The organism is Alloprevotella sp. OH1205_COT-284, from assembly GCF_003859795.1.
In the GTDB taxonomy this organism is placed as follows: Bacteria; Bacteroidota; Bacteroidia; order Bacteroidales; family Bacteroidaceae; genus Alloprevotella.
Map to the genome: position 1 here is coordinate 1 of NZ_RQYI01000018.1, position 17,790 is coordinate 17,790.

20 protein-coding genes are annotated in these 17,790 nt (G+C 50.5%); 3 read left to right on the forward strand and 17 right to left on the reverse strand.

The genetic code is table 11. From position 1 onward, the window contains the following. From EII14_RS05630 to EII14_RS05710, 17 genes are all read right to left on the reverse strand, one after another. On the reverse strand, positions 1-678 hold a 678-nt coding region (locus tag EII14_RS05630; RefSeq protein WP_233569388.1), incomplete at its 3' end, for a CHC2 zinc finger domain-containing protein. Then, the gene (locus tag EII14_RS05635) at positions 678-1,262 is read right to left on the reverse strand and encodes a conjugal transfer protein TraO (RefSeq protein ID WP_124931581.1); all 585 of its coding nucleotides are present in this window, start codon (positions 1,260-1,262) and stop codon (positions 678-680) included. The genes EII14_RS05630 and EII14_RS05635, both read right to left, overlap by 1 nt. A gap of 1 nt (position 1,263) precedes the next feature. After that, positions 1,264-2,184, reverse strand: coding sequence for a conjugative transposon protein TraN (traN, locus tag EII14_RS05640; protein WP_124931582.1), 921 nt, complete (start codon positions 2,182-2,184; stop codon positions 1,264-1,266). 38 nt (positions 2,185-2,222) lie between these two features. Then, positions 2,223-3,584 carry a conjugative transposon protein TraM gene (gene traM, locus EII14_RS05645; RefSeq protein WP_124931583.1) on the reverse strand — a complete coding sequence of 454 codons (1,362 nt, stop codon included), beginning with the start codon at positions 3,582-3,584 and terminating at the stop codon, positions 2,223-2,225. Continuing rightward, a complete protein-coding gene (locus EII14_RS05650; protein ID WP_042226202.1) occupies positions 3,535-3,867 on the reverse strand; it encodes a TraL conjugative transposon family protein in 333 nt (110 codons plus the stop codon). The genes traM and EII14_RS05650 overlap by 50 nt, the downstream gene beginning before the upstream one ends. Further along, the gene (traK, locus tag EII14_RS05655; RefSeq protein WP_124931584.1) at positions 3,864-4,487 is read right to left on the reverse strand and encodes a conjugative transposon protein TraK; all 624 of its coding nucleotides are present in this window, start codon (positions 4,485-4,487) and stop codon (positions 3,864-3,866) included. The genes EII14_RS05650 and traK overlap by 4 nt, the downstream gene beginning before the upstream one ends. Before the next feature lie 6 nt (positions 4,488-4,493). After that, positions 4,494-5,585, reverse strand: a complete 1,092-nt coding sequence (gene traJ, locus EII14_RS05660) for a conjugative transposon protein TraJ (RefSeq protein ID WP_124931585.1) — start codon at positions 5,583-5,585, stop codon at positions 4,494-4,496. Positions 5,586-5,587: 2 nt separating this feature from the next. Next, positions 5,588-6,217: a DUF4141 domain-containing protein gene (locus EII14_RS05665; RefSeq protein ID WP_199733880.1), complete on the reverse strand. Its 630-nt coding sequence runs from the start codon at positions 6,215-6,217 to the stop codon at positions 5,588-5,590. A gap of 32 nt (positions 6,218-6,249) precedes the next feature. Continuing rightward, entirely contained in the window at positions 6,250-8,736 is a 2,487-nt protein-coding gene (locus EII14_RS05670; RefSeq protein WP_124931586.1) for a TraG family conjugative transposon ATPase, read from the reverse strand. Then, the gene (locus EII14_RS05675) at positions 8,733-9,110 is read right to left on the reverse strand and encodes a DUF4133 domain-containing protein (protein WP_124931587.1); all 378 of its coding nucleotides are present in this window, start codon (positions 9,108-9,110) and stop codon (positions 8,733-8,735) included. Before EII14_RS05675 ends, EII14_RS05670 begins: the two co-directional genes overlap by 4 nt. A gap of 4 nt (positions 9,111-9,114) precedes the next feature. Continuing rightward, positions 9,115-9,414 (reverse strand): DUF4134 domain-containing protein, encoded by a 300-nt coding sequence (locus tag EII14_RS05680; protein ID WP_004332848.1) that lies wholly within the window; start codon positions 9,412-9,414, stop codon positions 9,115-9,117. A 172-nt stretch (positions 9,415-9,586) separates the two neighbouring features. After that, the gene (locus EII14_RS05685) at positions 9,587-10,177 is read right to left on the reverse strand and encodes a conjugal transfer protein (protein ID WP_124931588.1); all 591 of its coding nucleotides are present in this window, start codon (positions 10,175-10,177) and stop codon (positions 9,587-9,589) included. Then, positions 10,165-10,902, reverse strand: a complete 738-nt coding sequence (locus EII14_RS05690) for a ParA family protein (RefSeq protein WP_124931589.1) — start codon at positions 10,900-10,902, stop codon at positions 10,165-10,167. The genes EII14_RS05685 and EII14_RS05690 overlap by 13 nt, the downstream gene beginning before the upstream one ends. Positions 10,903-10,931: 29 nt before the next feature. Next, entirely contained in the window at positions 10,932-11,522 is a 591-nt protein-coding gene (locus EII14_RS05695; protein ID WP_124931590.1) for a hypothetical protein, read from the reverse strand. Then, complete coding sequence (locus EII14_RS05700) at positions 11,519-11,893, reverse strand: DUF3408 domain-containing protein (protein WP_040580296.1); 375 nt, start codon at positions 11,891-11,893, stop codon at positions 11,519-11,521. The genes EII14_RS05695 and EII14_RS05700 overlap by 4 nt, the downstream gene beginning before the upstream one ends. Before the next feature lies 1 nt (position 11,894). After that, positions 11,895-12,323, reverse strand: a complete 429-nt coding sequence (locus tag EII14_RS05705; protein ID WP_124931591.1) for a DUF3408 domain-containing protein — start codon at positions 12,321-12,323, stop codon at positions 11,895-11,897. Beyond that, on the reverse strand, positions 12,307-13,089 hold the full coding sequence (locus EII14_RS05710; protein ID WP_124931592.1) for a ParA family protein: 783 nt from the start codon (positions 13,087-13,089) through the stop codon (positions 12,307-12,309). Before EII14_RS05710 ends, EII14_RS05705 begins: the two co-directional genes overlap by 17 nt. Before the next feature lie 765 nt (positions 13,090-13,854). Between EII14_RS05710 and mobA the strand changes: the two genes are divergently transcribed. Genes mobA through mobC form a run of 3 tightly spaced genes read left to right on the forward strand, consistent with a single transcriptional unit; the run spans position 13,855 to position 17,512 of the window. Then, positions 13,855-14,268, forward strand: coding sequence for a conjugal transfer protein MobA (gene mobA, locus EII14_RS05720; RefSeq protein ID WP_370242014.1), 414 nt, complete (start codon positions 13,855-13,857; stop codon positions 14,266-14,268). Beyond that, the gene (mobB, locus tag EII14_RS05725) at positions 14,253-15,485 is read left to right on the forward strand and encodes a conjugal transfer protein MobB (protein WP_124931593.1); all 1,233 of its coding nucleotides are present in this window, start codon (positions 14,253-14,255) and stop codon (positions 15,483-15,485) included. The genes mobA and mobB overlap by 16 nt, the downstream gene beginning before the upstream one ends. A 14-nt stretch (positions 15,486-15,499) precedes the next feature. Further along, positions 15,500-17,512 carry a conjugal transfer protein MobC gene (gene mobC, locus EII14_RS05730; protein WP_124931594.1) on the forward strand — a complete coding sequence of 671 codons (2,013 nt, stop codon included), beginning with the start codon at positions 15,500-15,502 and terminating at the stop codon, positions 17,510-17,512. Positions 17,513-17,790: the final 278 nt, after the last annotated feature.

Sequence of the window (17,790 nt, forward strand, 5' to 3'; positions counted from 1 at the left end):
CCCCGGCCGCGAGGCAAACCCACGGTGTTTTTCATAGATTAGACCCATGAAAAACAAAACTATTTGTTGCACTTCGATTTTGAAAGTACACATAAAGCCCTCGAATACGGAACATACGTCCGAGCCATTACGCTTCAAGGAAATGTCCTTCGGTGGTATGCAACCCTTGAAAAAGCGGTTGCGCAGTTCCAATCCTCCTGCATTATTACGAAAGCCGATGGCATAATATCGTTTGCCATGCACACGGTATCGGACCTCCTCGCAGTTGGGTATGGCAACGTGGGCATTGATTCCTCGTTCTTCCAGATAACCCAGCAGTCTTCTATTGAATAAGGGACGCTTCCAAATATCCTCAAAGACGGGTTCTTTCTCCACTTTTCTTTGCGGTTGCTCCAAAGCAGGTAGCGGACACGCTCCGCTCTTTGCAATGAAAGCTGCCCGCAGGAGAAAATCACCGCTTCCGATAAACTCTCCCGCCAAGTCGAAGATGTCGCCCCCTTTGCCGATTCCAAAGTCGAACCATACGTTTTTATTCGTATCGACCTTGAACGAGGGTGTCCGTTCCGTGCGGTAAGGGGCATTGTACCAAAGAATGTCGCCTTTTTGCTTTTTGGGCTGAATCCCCATTGCGTTCAGGAAGCCCGCAATGGGGATTTCTCTCATCTGTTGCACGTCCATCAGTCCAGCATGATTTTCAGCCCGACACCGTACTGCGTATGGAAACGTCCCGTAGAGCCTCCCCACAGGCAACGCTCCCTGCCATAGAGCAGTAACACGAATCTGTCCGTCAGATAGGTCTCCGTCTGCAAGGTAACGGCACCACCGTAGATAAAGCCGTCCTTATTGCGCAGCGTCGAGCCGTCAAAGAGCCGTTTCTCTCCGCCATTGACCGTCTCATAACCCGCCAAAGCGGAAATGCCTGCGGAGAGGAAGAAGGTCTTGCTGCCGTCCGAAAGCACACCAAAGAAGAAACCTCCCTCGCCCGTGAACTGCTCCGTAGGAATACCGCTTTCCCGATAGGGTTCGTATCTACGGAGATACTCCGCCCCGAACACCCATTGGTGTCCGCCTTTCGTGTAGGTGGCAAGCGCAGCCCCGAACGAGTATCCTGTCTCATTCTTTGAGGAAGCGGAATAAAAACCGTCCGCCATGCCTGCGGTCAGGCGTATGCCCTTCATCTTGGGCAGACAGCGTTGGGCGTGTGCCTGCCCTGCAAGGAGGGCAAGCATCACGATAAACAGGAAAAACAGATACTTTCTCATACTACTTCACTTTGAGTTCGTCAATTACTCTTGCACGCACAAGGTCTTCATTCTCCACGACAAAGGATTGGTGTCTTCCTCCGTTCTTCTCGTGCATCTCCACAATGAGATGCTTGTCGTCGGGGATGGTGAACTTCTGAAGCGTGAACACCGTGCGGCCGCTCTTCTGTCCCGGCACACAGGTAACATAGTTGTAGGCACGCAGCGGAAGCAGCACCTGCTCCTGCATGGCGGTCTGCTTGGCGACCTTCTTGTCCACGATCTTGAAAGTGATGAAGTCGATGTCGAACGGTACGTTGGACTTGTTGCGCAGTTCCGTATGGAAGTATAGCAGTCCGTTGTGCGAGTACACCCCCTTGAGCAGGTACTGAATACCGAAGGACTTGCTGCCGATGTGCTTCACCGTCCGCCTGTCCTCCTTGTGAATGGATTTCATGATGAGCCTTACCAGCATCGGGCTTTCGCTTCCGAGTTCCTTGAGATAGACCTCCATCGCGTTGTTCGGACGGTTTACGCCCGAACCGTCGTGGATGAAGTCCGCCATTTCCACATTCAGAAGCAACGGCTCATTGGCATACTTGACATTGAAGGTGTAAAATGCCCCGTCTTCGGTGATGACGCTCATGTTCGTCTCCTCACGGAAGTCCTTGACCGTCGCTTTCACACGGATAACGTTTTCCGCTCCGTCCGCCTTTCCCGCAATGAGATTGGGCGAACCCAAATCGACATAGCGCACGGCAGACGGAAAGATGATGTGCACCGTCTTGTCGTAGGTGATTTCCAAGCCGTGGGGCGGTATCATCCGCTCGAAGGCAATCTTTCGGGTCAGCCCCTGATAGAGGTCTCCGCTTGAAGTCGTTTCCTGTGCGTTGGCACAGATTGCGCCCAGCATCAGGGCGATGGCTAAAACTGTTCTTTTCATTTTTACTTTGGATTAAAGTGGTGAATAATAAATATGAATTACTTGTTTTCCGGTTGATAGAGCAATACCTTATAGCCTGCCTTCAAATGCACCTTGACGGTACGCATTTTCTTGGCGAAATACTGACTCGTTCCCTGTATCAGTCCCTTGCCGAGATCGGAGGCAAGCTGTGCCCCCGCATCGGTGGAGATGTTCACGCTGCTGCCTACGGACGTTCCCATGTTTGCGGCAATCTCCTTGGCGGCACTGCGCTCCATCGAGCCGGGAATGAATATCCCCGCCTGTCCGTCCGTGTCATAGACCGACAGCTCTACGGGTAGGATGTTCCCGCGATATTCCAGTGAGGTAATGAGTACGTTCAGACGTTCGCCCTGTACCTTTGCCACGCCGACGACAAGGGCATTACGCGGTATCTCCCTGTTTGACACCTGTATCGGTTCCAAGAGACGGAAACGCACTGTCTGACCTTCCATAACCGTCTGGTTGTTATGCACACAGGCTGAGATGGTGTTTCTCTCCGTCTGTGAGGCTGTCCCGATAGCAGTTTGAAATAGGAAATTTCTCTCCTTGACATATTCGGAGCGGAAAGTCGAGTCGCTCATCGGCTGCGCCAGAGCCGACACCACTTGCTCGCTCACAGGGGCAACGGGAAAAGCTGTCGCCTTGCCGTTTCGAGTGGTTGCAACCGCTTTCCTTTCGGAAGCCGTCTCCCCATCCGAAAGCAATGCCTTACTTGACAATTGCTGTCCACCGCCCGACGGCATATACTTTGCCGCCAACTGATAGGACTTTTCGAGCAGAGCCATCTGGTCGTTTACAGTTATGGCAGGCGACTGCTGTTCACTGCTTATGCGGGCTTCTAACTCTGTCAATCGGGCACGCAGTTCCTCTTTTTCAGGGTCTTCTCTCGGTGCCTCATAGAAACTGCCGAGCGTGCGGTTGATGTCTTGATAGGCGGATGCAGAGGCGTGGAATCCGGCTTGCGAAGCAGCGGTGTGAGAGCCGAAGCCGTTATCTCTTTCTGATGCGTCTGCCTTCAAAGCCAACTCTTCGGAACTCTGTGCCGGTTGTCCTCCTGTCATTTCACCGAACATGGAACTGAGGCTTTGCATCGCCTGACTTCGTTCCTGTTCCTTCTGTTCCATTATCTCCTTCTCGTAGGCTTTCTTCTTGTCACCGATCAGTTCGGCTGCCATCGGGTCGGGCACTTCCGTGTTGAAGCCCTTTACCTGTTTCTCCTCTTCTTTCTTCGAAGGAGCAAAGATGAGCCACATGGAGCCTGCAAAAAGCAGGAACATCAGGGGATAAATGACAAACTTCTTTCGCCTTTGTCTCTCTTCCTCCGTCAGCTCAGGTGAGGTGCTCGTATCGGAGGTTGTCTTTCTTTTGAATGGGTACATAATCGTAATACTTTAATAGGTTGATACTGTCGTTGGGATAGAGCCGCCTTACTTCTGGGGCTTCTATATGCTTGATTATCGGTAGCGATTCCTCTTCGGAGTGTCCGTCACAGAAGATGCGATACAAACCGTTGAAGAAAACATAGTTGGCAAGGATGGCGAAAAAGAGAAGCATCGTCAGGACGACACACAGCCTCAGATGAGTGGGGATGCGTCCGCACAGGCGACGGAGTCTTGCCTCCGCTCCCTCTTGCATCATTCGGAACAGACTTTTCTTTTTCATCGCTTACGGGTACTGATGTCCTTGTTCTCCACTATCTCGAATCCCTCGATATTGAATCCGTTCGGATTGTCGTCGCTGCGGCTCGTATTCAGCAGGCGGCAGATGGTGACGAGACTGCGCTCGGTCACGTTGGTGGCACGGATAATCATTTGTCGGGCATACGTCCGTACCGCATAGGGATAGCGGTCGAAGTCGCAAAGCACGCTGTCCACCTGCACGACCTGATTGATGTTTCCCGCCACGATACGGTTGTAATACCCTTTCTCGGAGAAATCCCGATAATAGTTGTAGGCACTCTTGTCCGCCAAGAGCAGCGCACGGGAGATATTCCCCTCAATGGCACTCTTGTCAGGCGAAAGGGTGAAGAACAACTCATGGAAGCGGCGCACGTGCTCTTTTGCCTCAGCAGGTCTGTTCTGCGACAGATCCTGCGACAGGGCGAGCATCAGCGACTTGCCGCCATCCAACACATAGATTTTCTGCCTCTGGGCTTCGGCAAAGGAGTAGGCACTCCATACCGAATAGCCCGCAAGGGCAGCACACAGGCAGATGACGACCAAGGTAAAGAGGCGTATCTGTCTGAAACTTGTTTCGATATTCTTTAATGACTTAAATTCCATAGTTTTTTAGTTTTGTTCCGATGGTTCGGATGATTGGTTTCCTCCCCGATGAAATAATTTCCCGGCTATCTCTCTTCCCTTGCTCCCTGCATAGTTCATCATGTTTCGTGCGTGTCCTCCGGCGAAACCGCCAATGGCTCCACCTACGGCACCTGCGATACCGGCGCCCTTTGCTGCAGCAAGTCCCACGTTCTTGCCGTAGTTACCTGCACCTCCTGCCTGTATCACCCAGCCCGCAACGGTCGGAATGGTAAAGTAACCGATAATACCGATAATCATGAAGACAAGGTACACGCCGTTCGAGGCATCTATCGTGTAGGTAGGGTCGTTTTGCAACTGTGTGATGTCGTGCTTGAGCATCAGTTCCTGTATCTTGGCCAGCATCGAGCTGAACAAGTCCGCCACCGGCAGCCACAGATAGATGGAGATATACCTCGTAAACCACTGCGTGAGGGTACTCTGAAAACCGTCCCACACGGAGATGGCAAAGGCTATCGGTCCCAAGATGGAGAGGACAATCAGGAAGAATGTCCGAAGCGTGTCAATAAGCAGAGCGGCAGCGGCGAAAAGCAGTTCTAAAAGTTCCCGCACCATATTGCGAATCGATTTCTTCAGATTATACATACCTCGCTCCACATACATCCCCGCCATCGTTGCCATGTCCGAGGGAGCGATACCGAGTTCATCCAGTTTCTTGTCGAACTCCTCGTTGCTGACCAAATAGGCTGTTTCGGGATTTTTCACCATCGCCTCGTACTCCAGCTTGTCCCGTAACTTGCGGTATTCGTCCAAGCTGAAGGTCTGCTTTTCGAGCATCTTGTGTGTACCCTGTACAATGGGACTGAGCACTCCGTTGATGGTGTCCAAGACCATCGGGAAAAAGAGGATACAGAGACCGAGCGCAAACGGACGGAGCAACGGATAGACGTCAATGGGTTCGGCACGGGCAAGCGTCTGCCATACCCGAAGTGCCACATAGAAGAGTGCGCCCAAGCCCGCAATGCCTTTGGCGACGCCTATCATGTCGCCGCACATCGGCATCATCTCCGTATAAAGAGTACGGAGAACTTGGTGCAGGTTGTCAAATTCCGCTCCCATACCTACCAATACCTTTCGTTATCCGTTCCATAGAGCGAGAGCACCCGGTCGGTGTCCTGCTGTTTCTTGGCTCTGAGATAGCTCACGGAGATGTTCTTGTTCGTGTAGTAACGCACGAGATTGCGGTAGTCCCGTACCTCCTTGTAGCAGCGATCCACCACGTCCATACGCTCCTTGTCGGTCATCTTCAGCGTGGTGATGTTCACCACCTGCTTCAGTTCCTTGAGCAGGTTGTTGCTTTCTCCGAGCAGTTTGGTATAGCCGTTGGCGATGGCAACCAGCTCCTCCGGGCGGAAGTTCGGGTCGGAGAGCATCTTTTTGTAGTTGTTCACATAGATGTCGGAGATTTCCCCGACCATCAGGATGGTCTCTTTCACCCGTTGGGCATCCCGCACGAGGTCGTTCACCTTTTTCAGGGCATCGTAGTACTTCTTGCTCTCATTATAGAGTTTCTCCACCTCCTTGAAGTTGTCGAGCGTGTTTTTGACCGTCTTGGAGGTCTGCACGATCTCCTTGGTCGTGTTGATGATGCTCTGTGCAAGGTTGGTAGGGTCAGTGACTACCCATTGAGCGTGTGCGTTGCCTGCCAAGAGGCAACCGCACGTGATAAGCATTAAAATTCTCTTTCTCATTTTACGTTGGATTTTAGTGTGATTATTCTTTACTATTCTTCTTCGGCGAGCTGCCTGACGGCAAGCTCCATGTTTCCGCCGAGTTGCCCGGCACGGGCGAGCACGCGCATCTTCTCGGTCTCTTCTGTCGTGTAGGTAAGGTATTCGGCTTTCGACACTTCGGTGGCATAGACGGCGGACTGCACGCCACCGAGTCCGATCCACACCTCCTTGTACGACCGTGTGGCATCGTTGCTCTGGTTGATGGAGAGTATCTGTCCCCGTTCCTTGTCCGTCAATCCCAAGAGTGCCTGTATCTGATCGAACTTGTTCATGTACTTGCGCTGGTCAAGCAGTATCTTGCAGTCGGAATTGTTGATGATGGACTCCTTGACTACGGGAGAGGAGATGATGTCGTCCACCTCCTGTGTCACCACGACCGCCTCGCCGAAGAACTTTCTTACCGTCTTGTAGAGGTATTTTATATACCCTGCCATATTCGCAGACGCAATAGCCTTCCAAGCCTCTTCGATAAGGATGACCTTCCGTATTCCTTTCAATCGTCGCATCTTGTTGATGAACAGCTCCATAATGATGATGGTCGTGATGGGGAATAGGATGGGATGATCCTTTATCGCATCAATCTCGAAGACGATAAAGCGGGCGTTAAGCAGGTCAAGCTGCTTGTCCGAGTTCAGCAGATAGTCGTACTCTCCACCCTTGTAGTACGGCTCCAGCACGTTGAGAAAATTGGCCAAGTCAAAATCCTTTTCCCTGACTTTTTTCTCACGAAGCAGAGCCGAGTAATCGGTGGTGAGGTATTCGTAAAAGCTGTTGAACGAGGGTACGATGCCGTCGTCCGTCTTGATGCGCTCGATAAAGAGCGACACGGCATTGGAGAGGGCGACCTCCTCCGAACGGGTGGCAGGCTCGTTGTCCTTTTTCCAGAGGGTCAGCAGCAGGGTTTTGATGCTCTCCCGCTTCTCCACATCGAATACCTTATCCGTCGTATAGAACGGATTGAAGCTGATGGGACTCTCATCGGAATAGGTGAAGTAGACCCCATCCTCGCCCTGTGTCTTGTGGCGTATCATCTCGCACAAGCCCTGATAGCTGTTTCCCGTGTCCACCAATACGATATGGGTGTTCTGTTCCCAGTACTGCCTCAAGAGGTGGTTGGTGAAGAACGACTTGCCTGAACCTGAAGGACCCAAGATGAACTTGTTTCGGTTCGTGATGATGCCTTGCTTCATCGGCAGGTCAGAAATATCCAAATGAATCGGCTTGCCGCTACGGTCTGCCATCTTGATGCCGAACGGCGAGAGTGAATCACGGTAGTTGGTCTCCTCGTTGAAAAAGCAGACCGCCTGCTCGATGAACGTGTAAAAGCTTTCTTCCGCGGGGAAGTCGGCTTCATTGCCGGGAATGCCCGCCCAAAAGAGCGTCGGCACATCTACCGTGTTGTGTCGTGGCTTGCACTCCATCAGTGCGAGCTGGCTGCCCACGTCGTTGCGAATACGGCAGAGTTCCTCCTCGTCCTCGCTCCACGCCAAGACATTGCAATGGCAGCGGACAGAGGTAAGCCCGAAGCTGTGCGCCTCGTTCAGGTACTCGTCGATCCATTGCTTGTTGATTTGATTGGAGCGGCTGTAACGGGAGAGCGAGTGCATGTTCCGTGCGTTCTTCTCGAAGCGTTGCAGGTTCTCCGCACTGTCATCAATCAGCACATACTGGTTGTAGATATGGCTGCACGGCAACAACAGCCCCACGGGAGCGGCAAAGGAAAGGCGGCAGTCGCTGCGGTCGGTGGAGAGACGTTCGTAACGCATATCCGTACCTACCAGTCCGGGCAGGTCTTCCGTATCGGAGAGGGTATGCAGGCAGAGTCGTTTGTCGCCGATACGCATCCGGTCGGCTCTCAGGTCGATGTCCTCCAAGACCGTCGTGTCGGAAAGGGAGAGCGAGAAATACTTCTCTATCAGTCCCGGTTTTTCCTCCGTGCCGACAATTTCTTCGTCCGTCAATCGAGTAAGGTGGACAAAACCGCTTTCGTTCATAATCCGCTCAAACTGCTCGGTCGCTTCGATGAACTTGCGGGCGGTATCCCTGTCTCGTACCTCCTTGGGGATGATGTGCCCACGGCAGAGCGTGGAAAAATTACTCTGCTGCCGGCTACGGTTCTTGGTCGTCTTGGTCAGGAACAGGTAGCAGGCGTGGTTCAGGAAGGGTCGCTCGTTGAAGTGTCGCTCGAAACTGCGGGAGAGGAAACTCATATTCTCCTTCTGCAAGTCAGGACGATAGTCCTCCTTGACAAACCAGTCCTGCTTGTGTACGACACTGTAGGTCGGCAAGACCTTGATAGCCTTCACCCAAGCCGAGTGGATGGCGGCATACTCCGCGCTCGTTACCGTATAGAGTTCTGGCAAGTCCACACGGAAGGCGACCGTGATGTCGGCATCCTTTGAGAGGATGCAGCTCTCTTCGACGGCAAGCAGCGGGAAGCGGTTCTCCAGCGTGGTGGCTTTCAGTACGTTTCTCATTCTTTGTCCTCCTTTCCTTTGTTCGTTCTTTTACGCTCTCTCCTCTTTCGTCTCGGCAGCTCCTTGTGTCGCAGCAGACGGGGAATGCGTCGTCGGTTGATGAGGTAGCGGGGATGGCTGTGCAGCGCGGAACGCTTCATCAGCCCGTGTTCCCCGTACTTCCTGTTCAGGGAGAAGGTCTGCCACACCAGAACGGATGCGGCAGTCCCTCCGAAGCCGATACAGATCCATTGATTGACACCCGCCATGTAGAGGATGACAAACAGCACGAAAAGGGCGAGCAGCCCTCCTGCGAAGATGAACAGGTATTGGCTTTTGAGTCCCTGAAACTCTACCGAGCGGCCGATTCCCTTGTTGATGGGATAGGTCTCCATAGGCTTAGAGGAAGAAACTACGAAGAATGGTGGCTGCCACGATGAGGAAAATACATGCCCCGAACCAGCTTGCGGCGGTCTTCGAGGTGTCGGGATCGCCGGACGAGAACTTTGAGTAGACCTTTACCCCTCCGATAAGTCCCACGACCGCACCGATGGCATAAATGAGTTTCGTGGCAGGGTCGAAATAACTCGTCACCATGTTGGTGGCTTGGTTGATGCCCGACAAGCCGTTGCCTTGGGCAAAGGCAGAGGAAATGGAAAGCAGCAGGACGGCTGCGATTAGAAAATGTCTTTTGGTCATAAATCTTTGTTTTGTGCCGAGAGGATTGGATAGGTCCTCCCGACGGATGAATACTGTTGTTACTTTCGGATGTTAGTGGTGGCTCTTTTAGGGTCAGCCGTACTCTTTTTCTTTCATTGCCTGTTGTATTAAAGGGTTCATACTATTGGGTCAAGACCGTTCGGAAGAGACGTTATGCCTTTTCGCCGCTGTAAAGTTCCTCGAAACGGGCACGGACGATTTCATCGATCGTGGCCGAGCGTTTCGCGTCGCTTCGGAGCGTTTCCATCAGGTGAGTTCCTTCCAATTCTTTCAGCGTATCGCCGGTCCTCTGTCGCTCTGCTTCGGTATGGGCGTGGCGGTGAATGACCGACAAGGCTTCCAGTACCCGTTCAAAATCAATTCCCGTGGCATATTCGCTTTCTCCCTGTATGGGAAGTTCCTCGTCCTCCTCTTCAAAGGGTGGAGAATCGGAGGACTCATACGTTAAAGGAATCTCATCTATGTCGGGCTGTTCATCCGGATCTTCCGATGGATCTTGTCCGTTTTCAGGAGCAAAAGTAGAAGCCTTTTTTGCTTCTGCCTCACCTTTTGGATAACTGCGTACTTGTGGCTTCGAGTGGCTGAGCTTGAAGCGACTTTTACCGATGATTTCAGCGTCACTGACCGTTTGGCAAGGCTTTTTCTTAATTGCTCTGTTCTTTCTTTTTCCTCGTTCATACAAGAGAAAAAGCAGCAGCCACAAAAGGTAGAGCAAGAGAAGGACAAGGACTATTCGGAACATAGGCGCTGCAGGATTTCGTGAAGTTCATCGCCCAACCCGTTGCATAGCTGACTCAACTTTCCTCCGTGAGGAGGGAAGAGGGTACATACTCCTCTTTTGCGTTCGGAAAGGAAAGGACGATACAAACGGGAGTGGCTCAATGAAGTCTGCATCAGCAAAGCTCCTGTTTCATCGGCAAGGGTGCGACAGCGTTCATCGGCATCCTCGCATTCCCAAGCCTGTATCATATTGCGGAGCAGGTAAAGTTCACGGATATTGCCCTTGCCCATCGTCAGTATCTGTTCTCCCAAGATGTCGATGAAATGGCGGACAGCTTCCATATCCATCGGACTGCCCGTAACGGGAAAGACGACGGCATCCATTGCTGAAAGCAGCTCTACTGTTCCTTCGGTACGCATCAATGGAGGGAGGTCGAAGAGGATGCAGCGAGGAGGATTGTCCGCACAGTGTCGCTCCACCCTGTTCAGGGCTTCCCGCACCGGAGTACAGATAATCGGATAAGGGGCATAGGCTGTCCGATGTTTCAGGCGCATCAGCCTTTGAGGATTCAGTTCTTCCGACTCTTGCTGCCGCAGACGGGCAATTGTATAGACGGGATGGTTGCAATCCACGACGACATCGTATCCTCTGTGGTAATGCAGAATGCTTGCGGCAAGTACCGTAAGCGAGGTTTTGCCGACACCTCCCTTGAGGGAAGCGATGGCGAGATAGATGGGGTTACTCATACTTTCTCTTTGCTTTGAGTGGGTGAATACTATGTCTTGATAAATCGTTTGTAATCGAAGTTACCTGACTGAACCTCTTTCGGAGCTTCTTCGGCAACGCGCTCCAGCAGTTCGCGGACACGTTCTCCTGCCGCTTTCTTAATCGCTTGGAACATCGGGGAGTCATGTATCTTATAGATGGTTTCGGCGGCTTTCGCGGCTTCTTCTATCGGAGCATTCTTACAGGAGAGGACACTGCCCATTTGTTGCAATTCTTCTGCTGTGATGCTTTCCGAAAGGGAGTGGCTTTCACCTTGGACTTCCACCAGTACAGATTCCTCTTCTTCGGGAATAGTTGGAGAGGTCGCTTCGGGCACTTCTGTTTCAGGACTCTGTTTTTGTTGTTGAGCTTCTTCAATGGGCAATTCAGCTAAAAGGACATTCTCCTCTCGGGAGGATTCCTTTTGGGGGATGCGGATGGTAACAACGACTTTCCCCTTGCCTCGTTCCCTGAAAAAGAGTTGCAAGTCACGGTAGAGTCTCACGGCACTCCGATAGCGTCCGTACAGGAAGCAGGCGATCTGCACGCTGCCGAGATAGGCTAAGCCTACCGACAGCAGAATAAAGATGACCTGCTTCATCGCTCGAAACGTTTACGGAACTGTTGCTCGAACAAGGCATCTATCTCATCGCGATGGGTGTCAAGATGATGACGGATGATGTTGTCGATGTAGGCGGAGAGAGGCAGGCTGTTGCCTGTGATTGTGCCCACGATGCAGGCAATCTCATCCTTGATCTGTTGGGAAACATAGACGGACACTCCCTTTTCCATGATATGCCGTTTCAGGAAGGTCTCCTCGTAATCGTTTGTTTCCGGTTTTTGCTTTTCCTTTCCTGTTTCCGAACGCTCTATCAGCGTGGTGGAATTACGGATAGTCACCTTGGAGGATACACTCTTGTTTTCCATGCGGGCTGTCTGCCCTGCATTCTGTCTTACGTTTTGCTTTTTCATCTTACAATAGTTTTTTGAATTTGAGTTCATTTAATCTGTTTATTTCGTCCTTATAGACTTCAAAGTGATGGAGGATGATGTTCTCGACATAGATACCGATGGTCATCTCCCTGTTTTTCATCGACATGACTATCTCTGCCAGCTTTTCCTGCAATTCTCTGGCGACATAGATGGTCTTACGGTCTTTCAGGTCGTTGCGGTAGATGAACAGGGATTCATAGTCTCCCTTCGGTATTCTGCGACGTGCACGGGAAAGAGGTCGTTTCACCTCCTCGGAAAGTTCTCTCTCTTCCTCCTGAGTTTCTTCGACAGACTCCTTTTCCTCGCAAGAAGCAGAGGGGGAACCCTCTTTCCGTCTCATGGGAATGCCCTGCGAGATCAGCTCCCTGATAGCATCAGGGTTTATTTTTTCTTTATGCTTCTCTGCCATACGCTTCCGGTTTTACAATGGACAGGATTTCTTCCACAAGTTCTTTCAGACGGCTGCCTCTGAGCAGCGTGCGGGAGGCGGGAAAGATGGTCGAACGGAAGAGGGTCGTACCCTCATCCATGATCTCCTTTTTGTAGCGGGTCGTGTTGGGGACTGCCGTCTTTAGGATGGGAAGTCCCAACTCGGCAATGACTTTCTCATACATCGCATAGAGGGGTGTTTTCTCTCTGCCGTCCACCATGTTCCAGAAGAGGAAAATCCCCTTGTTATCCGTATCCGCATTGTCAGTGACCGCCTGCTTGATAACGGCTGAAAAGCTCAGCGTGCTTTCCAAGGAGATACGGTCGGAAGAGATAGGCGTGAAGATGTAGTCCATCCCGGCAAGCGTGTCGATGACGCCCCTCGTGTTGATGGTACCCGGCAAATCGAAAAACACGAAATCTGTTTCCGATTCATTGTGTTCCAGATAATCCTGTACGACGCCTATGGCTTCGTCCGAGGTCGTACAAAGGATGTTGTAGGTAGGCTTTTGAAGCCGGGAGAATTGGGCGACCGCCAATTCCTGTAGCGAGCTGTTTGTTTCCAAGCCTTTGGCATCCCGTTTTCTCATCTCGTTGATGCTGAACTGCGGGTAGTCGCAATCCACGACAAGGACATTGTATCCGCAGACATAGTGCAGATAGCTTGCCGTCAGGACCGTAAAGGTCGTTTTGCCGACGCCTCCCTTCTGGGTGGAGAAGGCGATAAAAACAGGTTTCTTTTTCATTGTCTTTTAGAGTTTTGTTCTACATATGCTTCATCACGGGAATCTGCCCGTGTCAGTTGATTCATTCCAATACCGGTCTCCTCATCCGTTCGGATGTCCCGACGTTCGGGGAACTCTGTTTGTGCAGAGGGATATGTGCCGATGATGACGGCTGTCCCCGCCTGCATAAAAAGTGGAGTTGTCCATCCCTTCATTCAGGAATCCTATCGCGGATTTCCCTCTGCCTGCGTCAGGACAATTGTACCGTCGTTCGCAGATACATCCCTTCGATTGCATTGTCGAAGTTCCATACGTATTCGCTGTACATACCCTCGAAAAGGAACGCATCCCAATCAGGGACTTTTGCGATGGCGGACATCTTCGATTTGCTCTTCGACGGGGCAAATATAGATGCCTTCAAAGCTCTTTTCCCACCCTTTTTGCTAACTGCGTACTTGTGGCTCCGATTTGCGTATTTGTGGCTCCGTAAGAGGTAAGTGATTTAGGCACAAGGCTTAGTAACTTTGCACCCAAGCGGTAAACCGAAGTTTTCGAGGCATGAAGCGTTCTTTCTTGAGAGATTGGACTTCCGTCCTTTGCGGACGGATTTATTTGCGTCGAAGCAAATAGCAAGATATGTCCTGCGTTACTCGAAATAAATTCGGTAACTCAGAACTCTTGCTCTTGCAGAGGGCTGAAAAAACTCCGAAGTCGTTTTTTCTTGGAAGAGAGAATGCCTTGTCTTGAATGCCGGTGATGCCGTGAAACATTAAAATCCAAAGTAAAATGACAAAGAGACATGTGGGGAGACCCCTTAAAAGAGAGAGAGCAAGCCATTGCTGTATGGTTCGGTTTACGGACACGGAGTTTGCGCGTTTCCTGACGCTTTATGAACAGTCAGGAGTCCCGAAAAAAGCGCTTTTCATCAAAGCAAGGGTCTTTGATGAGACTTTCCGGGTGATAAAAGTAGACCGTTCACTGCTCGATTATTACCAAAAACTGACGAATTTGTACGGGCAGTTTCGCAGTGTTGGAGTGAATTATAACCAAACTGTAGTCGCTTTGAAGAGTAATTTCACCGAGAAAAAAGCCTTCGCCATGCTTGCCCAATTGGAGAAACTAACACTCGAATTGGCAGCCATCGGAGGTGAAATCGTACAACTCACCCGTGAATTTCAGGAAAAATGGTCGCAAAGATAAACTATGGAAGCTCCCTTTACGGCGCGTTGGCGTACAACGGAGAGAAGGTAAACGAAGGTGTCGCGAAGATTTTGGAGACCAACAAAGTGTTCTCTCCGGCTGATGGAACACACGATATATCCGCCTGTATACAGGACTTTATGGCATATATGCCAAGTCATGTCCTTACTAAAAAACCGGTTATACACATCTCCTTGAATCCGCATCCCGATGACACCCTTACCGATGAGCAGTTCTCTGCCATCGCACGGGAGTATATCGAAAAGATGGGCTACGCTAATCAACCCTTTATCGTTTATAAGCACGAGGACATAGACAGGCATCACCTGCATATTGTCACCTTAGCCGTCGATGAACGGGGAAAGAAGATTAACGACGGGAATAATTTCTATACCAGCACCCGTATTCTCAAAGAACTGGAACAGAAATTCGGTTTAATTCCTGCACAAATGCGGAAGGAAAAAGAAGCATTTTGGCTGAAAAAAGTCTGCTACGGCGACGGAGAGAATCTTAAAAAACAACTCGCTTCGGTTATCAAACCGGCAGCGAAGTTCTACCATTGTCCGAGCTTCAAAGAATACCGAGCCTTACTCTCCACCTATAATATATGCGTGGAGGAGGTCAAGGGGGAGGTAAACGGAAAGACTTATATGGGACTTCTCTACTTTGCCACGGATAACAAGGGGAATAAAGTCGGGAAAGTGTTCAAATCCTCTCTCTTTGGGAAGTCTGTCGGATATGAAGCCCTGCAAAACAGGTTCAAGGCTTCAAAGGAGAAACTGAAAGAAAAGCATCTTGCTCCCAAGACCAAAGCGGTCGTAGTCGGAGCATTGAGGCGTTCTGCTACGAAAGAGGATTTTCGGGCGAACCTCCATCGCAAGGGTGTTGATGTACTCTTCCGAGAGAACGAGGAAGGTCGGCTTTACGGCATCACCTTCATAGACCACAACAACGGCTGTGTGGTCAATGGCTCACGATTAGGCAAGGAACTTTCAGCAAACGCCGTTGCCGAATGGTTCTCTTGTCCGCATCCCGAACTGTCTACTCCTATACAGCAGAGTGAGAAAGGCAGTATTCCCCAAACTCAGACTTCGGACGGAGATTCCGTCTTGGGCGGTTTACTTGACCTGCCCTTGGAGACACACGGAACAGATTGGGAGGAAGAACAGTTCCGCAGACGGATGCAGCGTAAGAAAAGAAAACAACGTAAACTCTAAAAAACAGAAAGATTATGTCACAACAAGAAGACGATTTGAGGGCACTGGCGAAAATCATGGATTTTCTGCGTGCCGTAAGTATTATATTGGTAGTAGCCCACCTCTATTGGTATTGCTATGAAGCGATACGGTTATGGGGAATGAATATCGGTGTGGTGGATAGGATTCTGATGAACTTCCACTGCACAGCGGGACTATTTGGTAATATGCTTTACACCAAACTCTTTGCATTGGTACTGATGGGGCTTTCCTGTCTGGGCACGAAGGGCGTTAAAGAGGAGCATATCACGTGGTCGAAAATATGGGTATTTATGGGCATTGGCTTTGTCTTTTTCTTCCTCAATTGGTGGATACTTGCCTTGCCACTACCCATTGAAGCCAATGCAGCGCTCTACACCTTTACGATAACCATAGGGTATGTATGTCTGCTGATGGCGGGACTCTACATGAGCCGCCTCTTGAAGAACAACCTGATGGAGGATGTCTTCAATCAGGAGAACGAATCCTTTATGCAAGAAACAAGGCTCTTGGAAAACGAGTACTCGGTCAACCTTCCGACTCGTTTCTATTACCGAAAAAAGTGGAATAAAGGATGGATAAATGTGGTCAATCCTTTCCGTGCGGTATCCGTCTTAGGAACACCAGGCAGCGGTAAGTCCTATGCCATCATCAATAATTTCATCAAACAGCAAATTGAAAAAGGTTTTGCCATCTACTGCTACGACTTCAAGTATCCCGACCTCTCCACGATTGTTTACAACCATCTGCTGCATCACTCGGAAGGATATAAGGTCAAACCGAAGTTTTACGTGATCAACTTCGACGACCCTCGTCGGTCGCACCGCTGCAATCCGATACACCCCGATTTCATGAGCGACATTTCAGATGCCTACGAGTCGGCGTACACCATCATGCTCAACCTCAACAAGACGTGGGTGCAGAAACAAGGAGATTTCTTTGTGGAGTCGCCAATCGTACTCTTTGCCGCTATCATTTGGTATCTCCGCATTTTCGAGGGAGGAAAATATTGTACCTTTCCGCACGCTATTGAGTTTCTCTGCCGTAAGTATGAAGACATTTTCCCAATACTGACTTCTTATCCCGAATTGGAGAATTACCTTTCTCCTTTTATGGACGCTTGGCTCGGAGGGGCGGCTGACCAGTTGCAAGGGCAGATAGCCTCCGCCAAGATACCCTTGTCAAGGATGATCAGTCCGCAGCTCTATTGGATTATGACAGGAGATGATTTCACACTCGACATCAATAATCCCAAGGAGCCTAAAATCCTATGCGTAGGAAACAATCCCGACAGGCAGAATATCTACGGAGCAGCATTGGGATTGTATAATTCGCGTATCGTCAAGCTCATCAATAAGAAAGGGATGCTGAAAAGTTCTGTGCTCATTGACGAGCTGCCTACCATATACTTCAAAGGGCTTGACAATCTGATCGCCACCGCGCGAAGCAACAAGGTGGCGGTATGCTTGGGCTTTCAGGACTTCTCCCAGTTGAAGCGGGATTATGGCGACAAGGAGGCTGCCGTGGTGATGAATACCGTCGGAAACATCTTCTCCGGTCAGGTCGTCGGAGAAACGGCAAAAACCTTATCGGAGCGTTTCGGCAAGGTGCTTCAGAAACGGCAGAGCATGAGCATCACCCGCAATGACAAGACGACCTCCATATCTACGCAGATGGACAGCCTTATACCACAGAGCAAGATTTCCACGCTCACGCAGGGTATGTTCGTGGGAGCAGTTGCCGACAATTTCTCAGAACGTATCGAGCAGAAGATATTCCACTGTGAGATTGTGGTGGACAATGCAAAGGTGGCAAAGGAAACAGCCGCCTACCGACCGATACCCATTCTGACGGACTTCACAAATGAAAACGGAGAGGATATGATGGAGCAGGAAATCAAGGCGAATTATGAACGGGTAAAGACGGAGGTGCGGGAAATCGTGGAACGGGAGTTGCAACGGATTTCCGACGACCCGGAACTCTCCAAACTACTCAATACCAAGAAATAATGGCTGTTTTTCTTGGCTCTAAGGCTGGATTTTCGTACTTTTGAACACACAAAATGATGACACTATGAATTGTTTTAATCATACCCAAAAACCGGCGGTAGCCCAGTGTTCCGATTGCGGAAAGGGGCTGTGTCCCGAATGTGCGGAAAGGTATCAGCCGATACTCTGTACACCTTGTTTTCAGAAGAGGAAACGCAGTGAAATTTGGCGTAGCATCTTTAGCCTGTTGTTTCTCATCGCTTTGTTTTCCATAGGTTTCAAGTGGAACTTTTTGGCAA